This window comes from Komagataeibacter rhaeticus, from assembly GCF_003207855.1.
GTDB classification, from domain to species: Bacteria; Pseudomonadota; Alphaproteobacteria; order Acetobacterales; family Acetobacteraceae; genus Komagataeibacter; species Komagataeibacter rhaeticus.
The window spans coordinates 273,438-287,922 of record NZ_NKTZ01000001.1 but is presented as its reverse complement, the minus strand read 5'-3'; the positions used below and the strand labels follow the sequence as shown (position 1 = coordinate 287,922).

The 14,485-nt window shown below is 68.2% G+C and carries 15 protein-coding genes and 1 riboswitch; of the genes, 10 read left to right on the top strand and 5 right to left on the bottom strand.

Going from position 1 to position 14,485, the window contains the following annotated elements; translation table 11 throughout:
* Window positions 1-14: 14 nt before the first annotated feature.
* From CFR78_RS01320 to CFR78_RS01310, 3 genes are all read right to left on the bottom strand, one after another.
* Window positions 15-413 (bottom strand): hypothetical protein, encoded by a 399-nt coding sequence (locus CFR78_RS01320; RefSeq protein WP_034926965.1) that lies wholly within the window; start codon window positions 411-413, stop codon window positions 15-17.
* A 175-nt stretch (window positions 414-588) separates the two neighbouring features.
* Window positions 589-1,680, bottom strand: coding sequence for a branched-chain amino acid aminotransferase (locus tag CFR78_RS01315; protein WP_007397003.1), 1,092 nt, complete (start codon window positions 1,678-1,680; stop codon window positions 589-591).
* Between the two features lie 140 nt (window positions 1,681-1,820).
* On the bottom strand, window positions 1,821-2,681 hold the full coding sequence (locus tag CFR78_RS01310; RefSeq protein ID WP_007397004.1) for a nitroreductase family protein: 861 nt from the start codon (window positions 2,679-2,681) through the stop codon (window positions 1,821-1,823).
* A gap of 327 nt (window positions 2,682-3,008) precedes the next feature.
* Between CFR78_RS01310 and acuI the strand changes: the two genes are divergently transcribed.
* Window positions 3,009-3,989, top strand: a complete 981-nt coding sequence (gene acuI / locus CFR78_RS01305; RefSeq protein WP_034926962.1) for an acrylyl-CoA reductase (NADPH) — start codon at window positions 3,009-3,011, stop codon at window positions 3,987-3,989.
* Between the two features lie 65 nt (window positions 3,990-4,054).
* Here acuI and CFR78_RS01300 read toward each other — a convergent pair whose 3' ends face one another.
* Complete coding sequence (locus CFR78_RS01300) at window positions 4,055-4,279, bottom strand: CbtB domain-containing protein (RefSeq protein WP_007397007.1); 225 nt, start codon at window positions 4,277-4,279, stop codon at window positions 4,055-4,057.
* A 166-nt stretch (window positions 4,280-4,445) separates the two neighbouring features.
* Between CFR78_RS01300 and CFR78_RS01295 the strand changes: the two genes are divergently transcribed.
* From CFR78_RS01295 to cobJ, 9 genes are all read left to right on the top strand, one after another.
* Window positions 4,446-4,973: a histidine phosphatase family protein gene (locus CFR78_RS01295; RefSeq protein ID WP_034926959.1), complete on the top strand. Its 528-nt coding sequence runs from the start codon at window positions 4,446-4,448 to the stop codon at window positions 4,971-4,973.
* 54 nt (window positions 4,974-5,027) lie between these two features.
* A riboswitch (cobalamin riboswitch) is annotated at window positions 5,028-5,261 on the top strand.
* A gap of 16 nt (window positions 5,262-5,277) precedes the next feature.
* Window positions 5,278-5,406 (top strand): hypothetical protein, encoded by a 129-nt coding sequence (locus tag CFR78_RS16525; protein ID WP_258365819.1) that lies wholly within the window; start codon window positions 5,278-5,280, stop codon window positions 5,404-5,406.
* 12 nt (window positions 5,407-5,418) lie between these two features.
* Window positions 5,419-5,817, top strand: coding sequence for a DUF1636 domain-containing protein (locus tag CFR78_RS01290; RefSeq protein WP_034926957.1), 399 nt, complete (start codon window positions 5,419-5,421; stop codon window positions 5,815-5,817).
* 5 nt (window positions 5,818-5,822) lie between these two features.
* Entirely contained in the window at window positions 5,823-6,869 is a 1,047-nt protein-coding gene (gene cobW / locus CFR78_RS01285) for a cobalamin biosynthesis protein CobW (RefSeq protein WP_034926954.1), read from the top strand.
* Between the two features lie 136 nt (window positions 6,870-7,005).
* Window positions 7,006-10,377 (top strand): cobaltochelatase subunit CobN, encoded by a 3,372-nt coding sequence (cobN, locus tag CFR78_RS01280; RefSeq protein ID WP_034926951.1) that lies wholly within the window; start codon window positions 7,006-7,008, stop codon window positions 10,375-10,377.
* Window positions 10,374-11,609, top strand: a complete 1,236-nt coding sequence (gene cobG, locus CFR78_RS01275; RefSeq protein ID WP_034926949.1) for a precorrin-3B synthase — start codon at window positions 10,374-10,376, stop codon at window positions 11,607-11,609. The genes cobN and cobG overlap by 4 nt, the downstream gene beginning before the upstream one ends.
* Window positions 11,606-12,247, top strand: coding sequence for a precorrin-8X methylmutase (locus tag CFR78_RS01270; protein WP_034926946.1), 642 nt, complete (start codon window positions 11,606-11,608; stop codon window positions 12,245-12,247). The genes cobG and CFR78_RS01270 overlap by 4 nt, the downstream gene beginning before the upstream one ends.
* The gene (locus CFR78_RS01265) at window positions 12,244-12,981 is read left to right on the top strand and encodes a precorrin-2 C(20)-methyltransferase (RefSeq protein WP_007397016.1); all 738 of its coding nucleotides are present in this window, start codon (window positions 12,244-12,246) and stop codon (window positions 12,979-12,981) included. The genes CFR78_RS01270 and CFR78_RS01265 overlap by 4 nt, the downstream gene beginning before the upstream one ends.
* Entirely contained in the window at window positions 12,978-13,751 is a 774-nt protein-coding gene (gene cobJ / locus CFR78_RS01260; protein ID WP_007397017.1) for a precorrin-3B C(17)-methyltransferase, read from the top strand. The genes CFR78_RS01265 and cobJ overlap by 4 nt, the downstream gene beginning before the upstream one ends.
* On the opposite strand, the gene CFR78_RS01255 is transcribed toward cobJ, so the two are convergent.
* Entirely contained in the window at window positions 13,715-14,485 is a 771-nt protein-coding gene (locus tag CFR78_RS01255) for a cobalt-precorrin-6A reductase (RefSeq protein ID WP_034926943.1), read from the bottom strand. The genes cobJ and CFR78_RS01255 overlap by 37 nt on opposite strands.

Sequence of the window (14,485 nt, the reverse complement as noted above, 5' to 3'; positions counted from 1 at the left end):
TGCGGGTAACAGGCTCAGTCGGTCAGGGCTTCTTCTGCCTGCCGCATGGTTGCACCACCCCCACCGCCGCGGCGGAGCATGAGGAACCGGCCCGACCAGGAACCGGCGATACGCCATTCCCCCTCGATCTCGCTGCCATCAGCGTTCAGCGCGCCAGTATACAGCACGGCGTGCTGTCGGCCGCCACCTTCGTAGGTTTTGGTAAACCGCACGCTGGTCCCATGGCGCACGCCCCGGATGGTTGAGACAAAGCACGTCTCCCCCTGCCCATTGGCCGCGCGCTCCGTCACGGTGCCACCAAGACCGTCTGCTGTCTCGAACAGCGATGCGGAGAAAAACTCCGGCGGCAACGCATGGGGATAGCTGAACTGCCCGTCCCACTGTCCCGTTACATCCAGAGCCTTCTCAGCCATCGGACCCGTTCTTTCCCTTTGATAAAAAAGACAAAAGCTTCCGGAGGCTGCCTTTTTTCAAAAAGGCGGCATCTTTCCGAAGCTTTTTGAAAAAAAGCTTCACCAGAAACCTTCTTATGATTTGCCAGGCGTGGTCAGGGTCAGGGTGTTCTTCATCCCGGCCCTGACCATACGATCAGATGACTTTTTCCACCCAGCCATGGGGATCGGGTGCCGTGCCGCGCTGGATGGCAATCAGCGCGCTGCGCAGCTTCCCGGTCACGGGGCCGATGCCCCTGCCCTCACCAATGACCGCATCGCCCTTGGGGCCACGGAAGCGCCCGATGGGCGAGACCACCGCCGCCGTGCCACAGGCGAATACTTCGCGCAGGCGGCCGGACGCGGCATCGGCATATAGCTGGTCGATGGCGTAGGGCGCCTCGCGCACGCTCAGGCCCTCCGCACGGGCCAGGGTCAGCAGCGAATCGCGGGTGATGCCACGCAGGATGGTGCCGGTCAGCGGCGGGGTGGCGATGGAGCCGTCATCAAACACGAAAAACACGTTCATGCCGCCCATTTCCTCAATCCAGCGGCGCTCGACCGCATCAAGGAACAGCACCTGCGCGCAGCCATGGCCCTTGGCTTCCTGCTGGGCCAGCAGGCTTGCGGCATAGTTGCCACCGCACTTGGCCTCCCCCGTGCCACCGGGGGCGGCGCGGCAGAAATCGGATACCCACACGCTCACCGCCTCTTCACCAAAATAGGCCCCCACGGGGGAGGCAATGACCATGAACAGGTATTCCGACGCGGGCTTCACACCCAGGAAGGTCTCGCTCGCGATCATGAAGGGGCGGATGTACAGGCTTTCATCCGGCTTGCCCGGCACCCATTCATGATCCACGCGCACCAGCTGGCGCACCGCCTCGACAAACACTTCATCGGGCACTTCCGGCATGGCCAGGCGTTCGGCCGACTTGCGGAAGCGCGCCGCATTGGCATAGGGGCGGAACAGGGTGATGCCGCCTTCCGCCGTGCGGTAGGCTTTCATCCCCTCGAAAATTTCCTGCGCGTAGTGCAGCACGGCGCAGGCGGGGTTGAGCGTAAGCGGCGCGAAGGGCTGTACCCGGGCATCATGCCACCCCCTGCCTTCCTGATAGCGGATAACGACCATGTTATCTGTAAAGACACGCCCGAAACCGGGGCTGGCCAGAATCTGCGCCCGCTGCTGCGCCGGAACCGGCGACGCATTGGGGGAAAGGGTGAAGGGAAGGGAAGTGGCGCTGTCCATAGCCTTTATTTCTCTTTCATCATGGCGCGGGCACGCTTGTGAAAACGCGCGCCTGCCCGCTGCGGCAGCAGGCAGTGCTAGCAGAAGTTCACCAGAACATTCCGCCGGTCAACCCCGTGCACGGGGGGCAGGCCCGCATTTCATGCCTGATCCAGGCGGAAACCCATGGCCCGCAGCGCCTGCGGCAGGCGCTCGCGGCCATGCAGCGCCGATACGTCACCCAGCCGCGCCAGCATCGCTTCGCTCCAGCTGCGCGCGGGCTGCCCGGCACTGGCCCGGACGGCACGCAGGCGCTCGTCATAGGCCGCGATTTCCGCGCCGGTGGTCGCTGCCGCATCATAGCGTTCCCGGTGCAGCACGCTCTGCTGCGGCAGGCGTGGCTTGATGGTGGTGGGATGCCTGCGGTCGGGATAGCCCACGCTCATGCCAAAGACCGCCATCGTGCGGGGCGGCAGGCCCAGTTCGGCGGCAATGGCCTCGGGGTTGTTGCGCACCCCGCCCACATACACGATTCCCAGCCCGTAGGATTCCAGGCTGGCGGCCGCGTTCTGGGCGGCCAGCGCGGTATCCATCACCCCCGCCAGGAATGTATCCAGGCAGTCCAGCCCCGGCAGGACACGGTCATGGGCATGGCCCACCGCCGCCAGCCGCGCCAGATCCACCACCCAGGCCAGGAAAAGCGGTGCCTGGGCAATGAAGTCCTGCGCGCCCGCCAGTTCGGCAATCCGCGCCCGGCGTGGCCCGTCCTGCACGGCCACGACGCTCCAGGCCTGCATGTTAGAGGATGTGGACGCCGACTGCGCCGCCGCCACGGCCGCTTCCAGCACGCCATCGGGCAGCGGGGCGGAACTGAAGGCCCGTACGGAGCGATGCGCCATGAGGCTGCGCGCCACCGGGCTTTCGGGCAGGGCGGGAATGGCCGGCGGGGTGCCGTAGCGGGCCTGCCACAGGGCATTCATGGATGACAGGGCGGGAAAGGAAGAAAGGGTGATGTCGGACATTGGCATGCCTCCTGCCTGCACAACGGTGGCGGAGAGCGCAGCAGATCACACCACCCCGTGCACGAAAAGCAGGCGAAACATCACACCAGCCCTGCGCATTCCGGCGGAAAGGCGGCGCGGGCGGAAACCATGGTGCCCCTTCATAGAATATACCATTTGGTCTTTTTAAAATTCCTTCTGAATCAAAGGATCTTTTCGTTTCCTGCCTTCACGTTCATGCGAAGTCCAGCCCCCGGCTATAGGAAGATAGACCTAAATAATGCATGAAATCACACCACTGGTGGCCCACACGCATCATCTTCCCTGCATCAAAGGAACCACGCCAGCATGTTCGAGGCCCTCATGATCCGCCGTGCCGACGGCGTTGTCACCACCCGGCTGGAACAGGTCGGACCCGATGCCCTGCCCGAGGGCGACGTGACCGTGCAGGTCAGCCATTCCAGCCTGAATTACAAGGATGCCCTGGCCATGACCCGTGGCGCGCCAGTGGTGCGGCGCTTCCCCATGGTGCCGGGCATCGACCTGGCCGGGCGCGTGGTGCAGTCGCACGATCCCGTCTACCAGCCGGGGGACCAGGTCATCGCCACCGGGTGGGGACTGGGGGAAAGCCACTGGGGTGGCCTTGCGGGCATGGCGCGCCTGCCGGGGCGATGGCTCCTGCCGCGGCCCGGCGGCCTGTCCGCCCGCCAGGCGATGGGAATCGGCACCGCCGGCTTTACCGCCATGCTGTGTGTCATGGCACTGGAAGACGGGGGGCTGACCCCCGCCTCGGGGCCGATCATCGTCAATGGGGCCGGTGGGGGCGTGGGGGGCATGGCCATCATGCTGCTGGCCCAGCTTGGCTATGAAGTGGTGGCGGTAACGGGACGGCCCCAGCTCCATGCCTACCTGACCAGCCTGGGGGCGGCCGAGATCCTGCCCCGCGATACGCTCAGCCCGACCGGCAAGGCGCTGGAAACGGCGCGCTGGGCGGGCGGGATTGACGTGGTGGGCAACGATGCGCTGGCCACCATGTGCGCCTCGGTCATGCACGGCGGCACGGTTGCGGCCTGCGGGCTGGCCGGGGGGATGAACCTGCCGCTGACCGTGGCGCCCTTCATCCTGCGCAATGTACGCCTGCAGGGAATCGACAGTGTCATGTGCCCGCGCCCGCGCCGCATGGCGGCATGGGCACGGCTGGCGCGCGATCTTGACCCGACCCGGCTGGACAGCATGCTGCATGACGCGCCACTGGCCGATGCCATCGGCATAGCCCCCCGCATCCTGGCCGGTCACATCCGGGGGCGGACGGTCATTACCGTTGCCTGAACAGCGGAAAGGCGGCATTCCCGCAGGGGAACACCGCCTTTCCGCACGTAGCCGGAGCCTGCTGCCTAGTGGCAGGGGAAGCCCAGCAGGTGGCGGCCGTCATGTACGAATTCATGCACGTAATGGCCGGAAATGAGTGCGGTCGCCCCCTGTTCCGCGCCGACGAAATAAATCAGCAGCGACGCCAGTACCAGCCCGAATACACCCCACGGCAGCAGGTCACGCACCGGGATGGAAACCTGCGGTGCGGCAATGCCCGTGCTGGACAGGACGGATGTATCTTGGCTCATACCGGAAAACTCCATGGATCACGCACGACCCGGAGCAGTATGCCTGGAACCCGGCGCCCGCGCCTGCTCCCGTAACCCGGATCTGGCGGCATGTTTCCAAAATTGGCATGAAAGGTCAATCACTCCTTGCGCGTGCCGCCCTTTCGCCCCACGCAGGCCCCCTGCCATGAACCAGATCCTGACCTGCCTTGCCCTGCCCGCGCCCGACAGCCTGCGCCGGGGCGTCTTTCCCGACCCGGACGCACCCGTCACGCTGCCGCCTGCGACAGGCCGCGCCCTGTCCGCGGCACAACTGGCCCTTGTGCCGCCTGCCCTGCTCCCGGCCTGTCCCTCCGCCCGGCCGGATGCCAGCCTGAACGGCGTGGACATGGGCGCATGGCGGGGAATGCCGCTGAAGGACGTGCCCCCCACGGACCTTGCCCGCTGGGTGACCGACCCCGGCTTTGCCCCGCCGGGCGGCCAGAGCCGGGCGGCGCATCTGGGCCACATGCGGGCATGGCTTGCGGGCCTGCCCCGCACGCCCGCGCATCTGTGTGTGGCGGCGGATGCGGCCGTAATACGCGCCATCGTGGTGGCGGCGCTGGGCGGCACACCCGCCATGCTGTCAAAGCTGGATATCGCCCCACCCAGCACCACGCGGCTGACCCGCCACACGGGCTGGCGCGTGGCGGTCGCGGGGGCACCCCTGTCATGATGGCACGGCATGCCCATGGCGGCGCGTGCCTTTGACAGCGCGGGGGCCAATCGTCTAGATCCAGCCCTTGATGGTTCCCCCTTGGGGAGAATAGGGAAGACGGTGCGCCCATGGGCAAGTCCGTCGCTGCCCCCGCAACTGTAGGTGGCTGTTTTCCGGCCCGCCCCCAAAACGGGGCTGGCAGCGTCACTGGTTGCCGCCGCAGGGCGGCACCGGGAAGGCCGCCGGAAAAGGGAGGGTTCGCCCTCCGCCACAAGCCAGGAGACCTGCCATCCTTCCCACCGCCCCATGGGCGGCGTGGAACATGACCGAATCCAATCGCATGGCTGGCGGGGTGCCCGGCACGCGACAGGCCACCGCCACGCAGGCCCTGCGGGCGGGGCCGCAACCGTGCACCCCATCACCCTGCCGCCCGCGCGGCAGACCGCATTGAGGGTACGCCGCCATGACCACGCCACCGCAGCCGGACCCTACGGGCACAGCGCCCGTTCACCTGCATGTCTGTGTGACGTGCCGCCGTGGGCTGCCCGCATCCGACAACCCGCAGGGGCGGCAGTTGCATGATGCGCTCATGGCGCTGGCACGGGACAATCCGCAGGTCATCATCCACGAAGTGTCCTGCCTTGCGGCCTGTGACGAAGGCTGCACCGCCGTGGTGGCCAGCCCCGGCAAATGGGGCTGGCTGCTCGCCCGGCTTGGCCCGGAGAAGGCCGCCGACCTGCTGGCCTATACCGCCGCCTATGCCGCCTCGCGCAGTGGCACCGTCATGCCGTCACGCCGCCCCGCCAGCCTGTCGGACATGGTGCGCGGCCGCTTTCCCGCATCGCTTTTTTCTGGAGCCTGACCGTCATGCCCCCTTCCCCCACCGCGCGCGCGCGCGTGCCCGTTACCGTCATCACCGGCTTTCTGGGTGCGGGCAAGACCACGCTGCTGCGCCATGTCCTGGCCAATGCAAAAGGCAGGCGCATTGCCATCGTGGTCAATGAATTCGGCACGCTGGGCATTGATGGCGACACGCTGCGCGCCTGCGGCGTGGAAGGCTGCCGCGATGAGGACATCGTGGAACTGACCAATGGCTGCCTGTGCTGCACGGTGGCGGATGACTTCCTGCCCACCATGGAGGCCCTGCTGGACCGCGCCAGCCCGCCGGATCACATCGTGATCGAGACATCGGGCCTGGCCCTGCCCAAGCCGCTGCTCAAGGCATTCGGCTGGCCCACCATCCGCACGCGCATGACGGTGGATGGCGTGGTGACGGTGGTGGATGGCCCCGCCGTGGCCGCCGGCCGCTTTGCCGATGACCCGGAAGAAGTGGCCCGCCAGCAGGCCGCCGACCCCTCGCTCGACCACGACAACCCGCTGGCCGAGGTATACGAGGACCAGCTCCTGTGTGCCGATCTGGTGGTGCTGAACAAGACCGACCTCATGACCCCCGCACAGGCCGATGCGGTGGAAGCCGCGATCCGTGCCGAGATCCCGCGCGCGGTCAAGGTGGTGCGCGCGACCGACGGGCAGGTGGACCCCGCCATCCTGCTGGGGCTGGATGCGGCGGCGGAAGACGACCTTGCGGCCCGCCCTTCCCACCACGATGCCGAGGGCGGCGAGCACGAGCATGATGATTTCGAGAGCTTCGTGCTGCCGGTTGCCGAACAGGCCAGCGTGGAGGATTTCATCACCCGGCTGAAAACCGTGGCCGAGCAGCACGACATCCTGCGCATGAAGGGCTACGCCACGGTGGCAGGCAAGCCCATGCGGCTGGCGGTGCAGGGCGTGGGCAGCCGCTTCCGCCACCAGTTCGACCAGCCGCTGCCCCAGGATGGCCCGCGCGGCGGCAGCCTTGTGGTGATTGGCCAGAAGGGGCTGGACCAGGCGGCGATTGCGGGCATGCTGGCATAAAATGTTTTAAACCAACTGATAAAAGTTTTTGGGTGCCCCCTTTTTCAAAAAGGCGGCGTTCTTCGAAGCTTTTTGGAAAAAAGCTTCACCAAAAACTTTTTTATGATTTCAAGGGTATGGAAACAGAGCGGGCACCATGCATCTGCTGGCACGCGAAATCCGCACGCTGGATGACGGCGATCAGGCGCAGGACCTGGGGCATGCCCCGGCCGATATCGTGTTCCTGTCCTTTTCCGACAGTGACCTCCTGTGCCTGAACGCGGCGCATGCCGCAGGGGGCGCACCGGCCGCCAGCCTGCGCAGCGCCAACCTGTCCTGCCTGCTGCACCCCATGTCCATCGACCTGTATGTGGCCGATACCATCATGGACTCGCGCTGCGTGGTGGTGCGGCTGCTGGGCGGGGTGGAATACTGGCGCTACGGGGCGGAGGAACTGGCCCGCGCCTGCCAGCAGGCCCGCATCCCGCTGGCCTTTGTTGCAGGCGACGGGCGCGATGACCCGCGCCTTGCCGCACTTTCCACCGTGGATGAACCCGTCCGCGCCCGCCTTGATGCGCTGCTGCGCGCGGGTGGGGCAGCCAACATGGCTACCGCCCTGCGGCTCATGGCGCATCTGGCCGGGTGCGGGCCGGACGAGAACACGCCCCCCGAACCCCTGCCACCAGCCGGGCTGCTGCAGGCGGCTGATGCTGCCCTGCCGCTGCGCGCGATGGTGGTGTTCTACCGCGCGCACCTGCTGGCGTCGGATATCGACCCCATCATGGCGCTGGCGGCCGGACTGGCATGCCACGGCATGGGGGTGGACCTTGTCTATGTCACCTCGCTCAAGGATGCGGCATCCATGCGTGTCCTTGCCGCCCGCCTTGCGGCGGCACCGCCTGATGTGATCATCAACGCCACCTTCTTTTCCGCCCGCACGGGCGTGGAGAACGTCTCCCCGCTTGACCTGGCCGGGGTGCCGGTGCTGCAGGTCCAGCAGCCCGGCATTCCCTATACCTTATGGCGCGACAGCGTGCGCGGCCTGTCGCAGGCCGATCTGGCCATGCAGGTCGTGCTGCCTGAACTGGACGGGCGGATTCCCGCCTTCCCCATTTCCTTCAAGGAAGAAACCACACCCGGCCTGCCCGCACGCCATGTGCCCTACCCGCAGGGCGTGGAACTGACCTGCGCGCGCGCGGCAGGCTGGGCGCGGCTGGGCCACAGGCCGGCTGCCGGGCGGCGGGTGGGCATCGTGCTGTCCGACTATCCCGGCGCGCAGGGGGCCCCCACCGGGCAGGCGGCCCATGCGGTGGGGCTGGACAGTCTTGCAAGCCTTGAACACATCATGCACCTGCTGCACGGCGCGGGTTACGATACGGGCAGCCTTCCCCTGCCAACGGCGGACGAGCTGGCCCATGCACTGGCCCGCGCGCCTGCCCGGCCCTTCGTGTCCGTTGCCACATACAAAAACTGGCTGGCGGACCTGCCGCCCGCGCTACAGGCAGAACTTGAAGCCTGCTGGGGCGCGCCGGAGACGGACCCCGCCTGCACCGATGGCCAGTTCTACCTGCGCCATGTGCAACCGGGGCATATCCTTCTGGCGCTACAGCCCGATCGCGGCACGACCACCGACCGGCATGGCGGCTACCATGACCCCGATACACCCCCACGCCATGCCTATGTGGCCTTCTACCTGTGGTTGCAAAACACCCTGATGCTGGACGCCATGGTGCATCTGGGCACGCATGGCACGCTGGAATGGCTGCCGGGCAAGGCGGCGGCACCTTCGGCGGGGTGCTGGCCTTCGGTGCTGGTGGGCGGGATGCCGGTCATCTATCCCTTCATTGTCAACAACCCCGGCGAGGCGGCGGCCGCGCGGCGCAGGCTGGGGGCCGTCACTATCGGGCACCTCACCCCCCCCATCATGGCGGCGGGCCATGCGGGCAATGACACGGGCGAACTGGAACGCCTGATTGATGAATATGCCGCAGCCGACGGGCTGGACCGCAGGCGGGGCGCCATCCTGCGGGGCGAGATCCTGCAACGCGCCGACAGCCTTGGCCTGCTGGGCGAAAGCGGCGTGGACCGGACAGCGGACGAGGACGAGGCCCTTGCCCGCCTTGATGCCTATCTGTGTGACGTGAAGGACCTGCAGATCCGCGACGGGCTGCATGTCTTTGGCCGTCCCGCGCCGCACATGGCGGAACTGGCCCGCACCATCGCCCGCTCCTGCGGCACGCAGGCCCCGGCGGACATCCCGGCCCGGCTACATGCCTGCGGGCAGGCGGAAAGCCGTGCCCTTCTGGCGGCACTGGACGGGCGCTTCATCCCCGCAGGCCCCGCCGGTGCCCCCACGCGCGGGCGGGCGGACGTGCTGCCCACGGGGCGCAACCTGTATGCCATGGACCCGCGCGCCATCCCCACCCGCTCGGCACTGGTTCTGGCGCAGCGCACCGCCGCACTGCTGCTGGAAGGCCATCTGCAGGATCAGGGCGAACCGCTGCGCGGCCTGGTGATCGACCTGTGGGGTTCGGCCAGCCTGCGCACCGGCGGCGAGGACCTGGCCCTCGCCCTGCTGCTGATGGGGGTAAAGCCGGTCTGGGATCAGGCTTCGGGGCGGGTTACGGGCATCGAGATCATTCCCATGGCGGAACTTGACCGCCCGCGCGTGGATGTGACGCTACGCCTGTCGGGCCTGTTTCGCGATGCCTTTCCCGGCCAGATCGCGCTGTTCGAACAGGCGGTGCAGGCCATTGCGGCCCGCACTTCCGAAGCCCCCGACCTGAACCCGCTGGCCGCCAGCACGGCGGGGCTGGAGGGGAACGCGCGACAGGCGGCCACGGCGCGCATGTTTGGCGCGGCACCGGGCACCTATGGCACCGGAGTGGAAGATGTGCTGGCAAATGGCGCATGGCAGGCCAGTGACGAACTGGGCAGGGCCTGGCTGAACGGCTCCGCATGGGCTTATGGCGGCAACCGCGAGGGCACGCAGGCGCCCGACCTGCTGGCCGCGCGCATGGCACAGGCCGCCATCGTGCTGCATGTGCAGGACAACGCGGAAACCGACATACTGGAAAGCGTGGAGACCGCCACCCATGAAGGCGGCATGGCCGCCGCCGCCGCCATGCTGGGCAACATGCCCCGCCTGCTGCATGGCGATACCTCGCGCCCTGACGCCCCCCGCCTGCGTACCACCGCGCAGGAAGTGGCACGTGTAGTACGCGGGCGGCTAGCCAATCCGGCATGGCTCGCGGGCATGCGCCGCCATGGCTACCGGGGCGCGGCCGAGATTGCCCGCACCGTTGAGGCCCTGCACGGCTTTGCGGCCACCCTGCCCACCCGGCTTGACAGGCAGTTCGACCTGACCTTCGCCGCCGTGCTGGACGATCCGCAGATGGATGCCTTCCTGCTGGACACCAACCCCGACGCGCGTGATGCCATCCGCCGCCTGATGGCCGATGCCCTGCGCCGCGACCTGTGGCGCCCGCGCGCCAACAGCGCCGCCATGCTGCTGGACCTGGCACCATGACCGCACCCCCCGGCGTGCGCGGCTGGTGCCCCGGCCTGCATACCCCCATGGAAGCCGCCGATGGCTGGCTGGTGCGCGTGCGCCCGCCGCTTGGCCGCCTGTCGGGCCAGCAGGCGCATGCCATTGCCCGGGCGGCCCGGACGCACGGCAACGGGCTGATCGAACTGACCAGCCGGGGCAACCTGCAACTGCGTGGCCTGACACCGGACAGTGCCCGTGCCTTTGCCCGTGACATGCAGGTGGCGGGACTGGCCAGCACGGATGCCGCGACCGAGGCCCGGCGCGGCCTGCTGCTCTCGCCACTGGCCGGGATCGACCCGCGCGCCGCCCCCAATGCGCCGGATGTCATCCGCGCGCTGGATGCCGCCCTTGCCGGTGCCACCACCCTGTGCGGCCTGCCCGCCAAATTCGTGATTGCGGTGGAATGCGGGGGCTACGTGCCCACCGGCACGCTACGGGCGGATATCACGCTGCGCGCCAGCGGAGCGGGCTGGCTGGTCATCTGTGGCGCACGGGCGTGGCCCTGCACCGGAATGTCAGGGGTGGAAATGGTCCTGGCACTTGCCCATGCGCTGGCAGCGCTGGATGCGCCCGCCCGTCCGCTACGTGACCCGACGCAGGCCGATGCCGCCCTTGCAATCCTTGGCGTGCTGGATGCAACACAACCGGCACCGCAGGAACGCCATGAACCGCCCCCGCTGGCAGGCCCCCTGCCCGGCCACGCCATGGGTGCTGTCCTGCCGCCCGGCCCGATCAGCGCTGACCTGCTGGATGACATGGCCCGGTGGTGCACGGACCGGGGCAACGGCCAGATGCGCATTGCCCCGTGGCGATCGATCATATTCGAACACTGCACAACGCCACCGCCCCAGACCGGCCTGATAACCGACCCGGCCGATCCGCGCCTGCGCATATGGGCGTGCATTGGCGCGCGCGGCTGCGGCTGCGCGCCGCGTGACGTGATTGCCGATGCCCTGTACCTGGCCCCGGACCTGCCTGCATCCATGCGCCTGCATGTTTCGGGCTGCACCAAGGGCTGCGCCCATCCCGCCCCGACGGACCTGACGCTGGTGGCCGGAACGGATGGCTACAGCCTGTGCCCGCATGGCCGGGCGGACGATACACCTGTAGACAGCGGGCTTTCGCTGGCACAGATACAGCAGATCCTGCGGGCATGGACCCCGCCCGCCTACGACGCCACCCACCCCAACGGGAGAACACGACCGGCATGACCCCGCAGACGGAACCGTACGATTACATCCACGATGGCGCGGCCATTTATGCCCGGTCCTTCGCCATCATCCGCGCCGAGGCCGATCTGGACGGACTGACCGAGGCCGAGGCCCGCGTGGTCGTACGCATCATCCACGCCTGCGGCATGGTGGACGTGGCGAAATCCATCCGCATGTCGCCCGATTTCGTTACCCGCGCACGCGCCGCCCTGCTGGCGGGCAGGCCCGTGCTGTGTGATGCCAACATGGTGGCCCATGGCGTGACCCGCGCGCGCCTGCCGGCTGACAACCCGGTCATCTGCACGCTGCGTGACCCGCGTACGCCCGCAATCGCGAAGGCAATCGGCAATACCCGCTCGGCCGCCGCCATGGACCTGTGGGGCGATGACCTGAAGGATGCCGTGGTGGCCATTGGCAATGCGCCGACCGCACTGTTCCACCTGCTGGAAATGCTCCGCGCGGGCGCACCCCGCCCGGCGGCCGTAATCGGCATGCCGGTGGGTTTTGTGGGCGCTGCCGAATCCAAGGAAGCCCTGGCGGAATTTGGCGACCTGCCCTTCATCATCGTACGCGGGCGACTGGGGGGCAGCGCCATGGCGGCGGCCACCGTCAATGCATTGGCGAGTGAAGCGGAATGACGCAGGGCACACAGGCAGGCCGCCTGTCCATACTTGGCATGGGTCCGGGGGACCCGGAACTCATGACCGTAAAGGCCGCGCGTATCTTACGTGAAAGCCCGGTCATCGCCTGGTTCTGCCGCCATGACCGCCCCGGCCATGCGCGCCAGATCGCGGGCGACCTGCTGCCCCCCACGGCCACCACCCTGCGCTTCGCCTACCCCTTCACCACCGAGATCGCGGTCAGCGACCCGGCCTATCTGGTGCGCATGGCAGCCTTTTATGATGACTGCGCCCGGCAGGTGGCCGACCACCTGCTGGCCGGCACGGACGTGGCCCTGCTGTGCGAGGGCGATCCCTTCCTGTTCGGCTCGGCCATGTATGTGTTCGACCGGCTGCATGAACGCTTCGCATGCACCATCGTGCCCGGCATAACCGCCATGAGCGGCTGCTGGTCGGCGGCACAGCGCCCCATGGTGCATGGCGATGACGTGCTGTGCGTCATTCCCGGCACGCTGGATGAAGCGGCCCTGACGCAATGGCTGGAACAGGCCAATGCCGCCGTGATCATGAAGCTGGGCCGCAACCTGGAAAAAGTGCGCCGCGCGCTCCGTGCTGCGGGACGGGAGGCGCGTGCGATTTACGTCGAACGCGCGACCCAGCCGCAGCAGCGCAGCATGAAGCTTGCCGACATGACCGGGCCTGCTCCCTATTTCTCGATCATTCTCGTACCCGGACGGGAGGGCGCGCGATGACGGGCGGGACCGGGCGGATCTTTGTCGTGGGGCTTGGCCCGGGGAACGCGGCCCAGCGCACGCCGGAAGCCGACGCCGCGCTGGCGCAGGCCACCGACCTGATCGGCTACGCCCCCTATGTGGCGCGCGTTGAAGCCGGGCCGGACGTGGTGCGCCATGCCAGCGACAACCGCGTGGAACTGGACCGCGCGCGCCATGCGGTGGAACTTGCGCTGGCGGGACGGACCGTGGCGGTTGTCTCCGGCGGGGATGCCGGGGTCTTCGGCATGGCCAGCGCCGTGTTCGAGGCCATCGACCACGGTCCCGCCGCATGGCGCGGGGTGGAGGTCACGGTCATTCCCGGCCTGTCCGCCGTGCTGGCGGCGGCGGCCCGGCTGGGCGCGCCGCTGGGGGGGGATTTCTGTGTCATTTCACTGTCCGACAACCTCAAGCCGCGTGAGGTCGTCCACCGCAGGCTGGCGGCGGCGGCCGGGGCGGGACTGGTCGTGGCACTTTACAATCCGCGTTCAAGGGCCCGGCCGGACCAGCTGGGCGCGGCATTTGCCCTGCTGCGTACCATCCTGCCCGGCACGGTGCCGGTAGCGTTTGCCCGCGCCATAGGGCGTGCGGATGAGCGCGTGATCCTGACCGATATTGCCCATGCCGACCCCGAACAGGTGGATATGAGCACGCTGGTGCTGATCGGCTGCCCGCTCACCCACACCATTACCCGCGCGAACGGGGAAAAATGGCTTTATACATCCCGCAGCGTGGCGGCCCCGTGCGCGTGAAGCCCGTCCAGCCATGCCATGGCGGCGGTGGCATCCGCTACGGTCTGGGCCGCCGCCACGAGGGGGCGGGCCACCATGATCACCGCCACCCCCAGCCTGCGCGCCGCCGCCAGCTTGGCGTAAGTGGCGCTGCCGCCGGAATTCTTGGTCACGACTACATCAATGCGCTCATGGCGCAGCAGGGCTTCCTCCCCCGCCTCATCAAAGGGGCCACGGGCCAGCAGCACCCGGCAACCCGGGGGCAGCAGGCCGGCATCAGGCTGGTCCACGCTACGCAGCAGCCAGTCATGTGGCCTGGCGCTGGCAAAGGGCAGCAGGTCCTTGCGGCCGACCGTCAGCAGTACGCGCCGGGGCGCGGTGCCCAGCGCGCGGGCGGCGGCTTCCATATCCGGCACGATGGTCCAGCGATCACCCGCCACGGGTGTCCAGCCCGGCCGCTCCACGCGCAGCAGGGGTACGTGCGCCTGCATGCAGGCCCGCACCGCATTGCCGCTGATCCGGGTGGCAAAGGGGTGGGTGGCGTCCACCACCGCATCAGTGCGGTGCGCCAGCAGCCATTCCCGCAGCCCCTCCGCCCCGCCAAAGCCGCCAATGCGCACGTCCAGCGCGGGCAGGACGGGCGCGCGGGTCACGCCGGCAAGGGAGACGGTGGTGCGAAAACGCGCGGCCTGCTGCTCCAGCAGGCCGTAAAGCTGCCGTGCCTCCGTCGTGCCACCCAGAACCAGAACCCGCAT